We start from the raw sequence: 1959 nt of genomic DNA, 5'->3' as shown, positions 1-1959 counted from the left end.
CCGGGCCAGCCGGCGGCGCCTGCCCCCGCACCGGCCGCGGCACCCGCCACCGACTACGTCGAGCGCCTGCAGCAACTGAAGACGCTGCTCGACAAGGGCCTGGTGACCGAGGACGAATACGCGCGCGCGAAGGCCGAGATCCTCGCGAAACTGACGCAATAAGCCCGCCCGATGTTCAACACCACGTGCCCCCAATGCGGCGCGCCGGTCGAGATGCGCTCGCCGGCGGCCGTGATGGCCGTCTGCGGGTTCTGCCGCAGCACCCTGCTGCGGCGCGGCGAGGCGGTCGAGCGGATCGGCGAGCTGGCCGCCGTGCTCGACGACGACTCCCTGCTGCAGATCGGCGCGGCGGGCCGCTTCGGCGAGCGGGCCTTCACGCTGCTGGGCCGGATCCGGCTCGACTATGAAGCCGGCTTCTGGAGCGAGTGGTATGTCGCCTTCGACGACGGCGGCTTCGGCTGGCTCTCGGAAGCCTCGGGCCAGTACACGGTGACGGTGCGCCAGGACGAGGCGCTGCCCGGCGGCGCCTGGCCCGCCTTCTCCTCGCTCGCGCCGGGCCAGCCCCAGGAACTGGCCGGCCGGCGCTACCTGGTATCCGACCTGCGTACCGCGCGCTGCACTGGCGGCGAGGGCGAGCTGCCGTTTCGCGTCGACGCGGGCTGGGCCGCGCGCGTGGCCGACCTGCGCAGCGGCTCGGCCTTCGCCACGCTCGACTATGCCGAGGCGGAGCGCAACGGCGGGCGCCCCGAGCTGTATGTCGGCGAGGCGCTCGAACTCGATCGCCTCGCGCTGACGGGGCTGCGCGATCCGGAGAGGGTGGCGGCCACCGCCGCGCCCAAGGGCGAGATGATCGCCTTCGCCTGTCCGAGCTGCGGTGCTTCGCAATCCTATGTGCCGGGCCTGGCCGACTACGTGGTCTGCAGTTCCTGCCACGCCGGCATCCACTGCACGCCCGAGCAGCAGATCGTGTTCTCGAAGGCGCGCAAGCTGGCCGAGCAGGAAGGCGCCTTGCCGCTCGGCGCGAGCGGCGTGTTCGACGGCCTGAGCTACACGGTGATCGGCATGCTGCGCTGCCGCGTGCCCGGCGACGAGGAAAGCTGGGACGAATACCTGCTGATGCATCCCAGGCGCGGCTTCCTGTGGCTGGTGCACAGCGATGCCGGCTGGGAGCGCGTGAGCGTGCTCGACAACTGGCCTGCCATCGAGGACGAGGACGCGGTCTCGCTCGACGGCAAGCGCTACCGGCAGCGCGAGCGCTATCGCTCCGAGATCACCTACGTGGTGGGCGCCTTCAACTGGCAGGCGCGGGTGGGCGACATCACCGAGATCGCCGACTACAGTTGGCAGCGCAACAAGCTCACGCTCGAAACCAGCCCGAACGAGCTGGTCTGGTCGCGCGCCTCGCGGCTCACCGCGGCCAAGCTCGCCGAGCGCTTCAAGCTGCCCTCGCTGGCCGCGAGCGTGCCGGGCGCGGCCGCCCAGCGCCAGCAGCGCGCCGCGCAAGGCACCGGCAAGTCCAGCTTCGCGCCGTTGCCGATGATCTTCAGCGTGATCCTCTGCGTGGTGAACCTGCCGGTCCTGCTGGCCTTCGATGCCGGCATGGTGGTGGTGATCCTCGGCGTGGTGATGCTGTGGGTACCGGAATGGATCTGGCGCGCGTTCGCCGGTAACGGAGGCGGGCAACGATGAAGCATCTGCTGTACGGCATCTACGCGACGCTGATGGTGCTGATGTTCAGCTGCGCCGGCCACGAGAGCCATATCGGCAGCGGTTACGGCGGCTACGGCAGCACCTCGGCGCGCAGCGGCTACTCCTCCTACGGATCGCACAAATGAGGCCGGTATCGACGCCCGCCCAGGGTTCGCACGTGCTGGCCGACCTCGACGGCATCGAGCCCGCGCGGCTGCGCGACGCGGCGCGGCTCGAGGCGATCCTGACCGCGGCCGCGCGCGCGGCCGA

The 1959-nt window shown here is 71.0% G+C and carries 3 protein-coding genes and 1 pseudogene; all 4 read left to right on the top strand.

All coding sequences use genetic code 11. The features are described from left to right. The coding region (locus F3J10_RS35425) for an SHOCT domain-containing protein (RefSeq protein ID WP_167244029.1) at positions 1–162 on the top strand (162 nt) is incomplete at its 5' end. A gap of 9 nt (positions 163–171) precedes the next feature. Continuing rightward, a complete protein-coding gene (locus F3J10_RS35420; RefSeq protein WP_166915707.1) occupies positions 172–1689 on the top strand; it encodes a DUF4178 domain-containing protein in 1518 nt (505 codons plus the stop codon). Next, entirely contained in the window at positions 1686–1835 is a 150-nt protein-coding gene (locus F3J10_RS35415; protein ID WP_166915705.1) for a hypothetical protein, read from the top strand. Before F3J10_RS35420 ends, F3J10_RS35415 begins: the two co-directional genes overlap by 4 nt. Next, positions 1832–1959, top strand: a pseudogene (locus F3J10_RS36715) (adenosylmethionine decarboxylase); the annotation flags it as partial. The gene F3J10_RS35415 and the pseudogene F3J10_RS36715, both read left to right, overlap by 4 nt.

This window comes from Burkholderia sp. Cy-637 (genome assembly GCF_011753175.1).
Lineage (GTDB): Bacteria > Pseudomonadota > Gammaproteobacteria > Burkholderiales > Burkholderiaceae > Burkholderia > Burkholderia gladioli.
The sequence above is the reverse complement of the archived record's forward strand: the minus strand, read 5'-3'. Positions and strand labels throughout refer to the sequence as shown.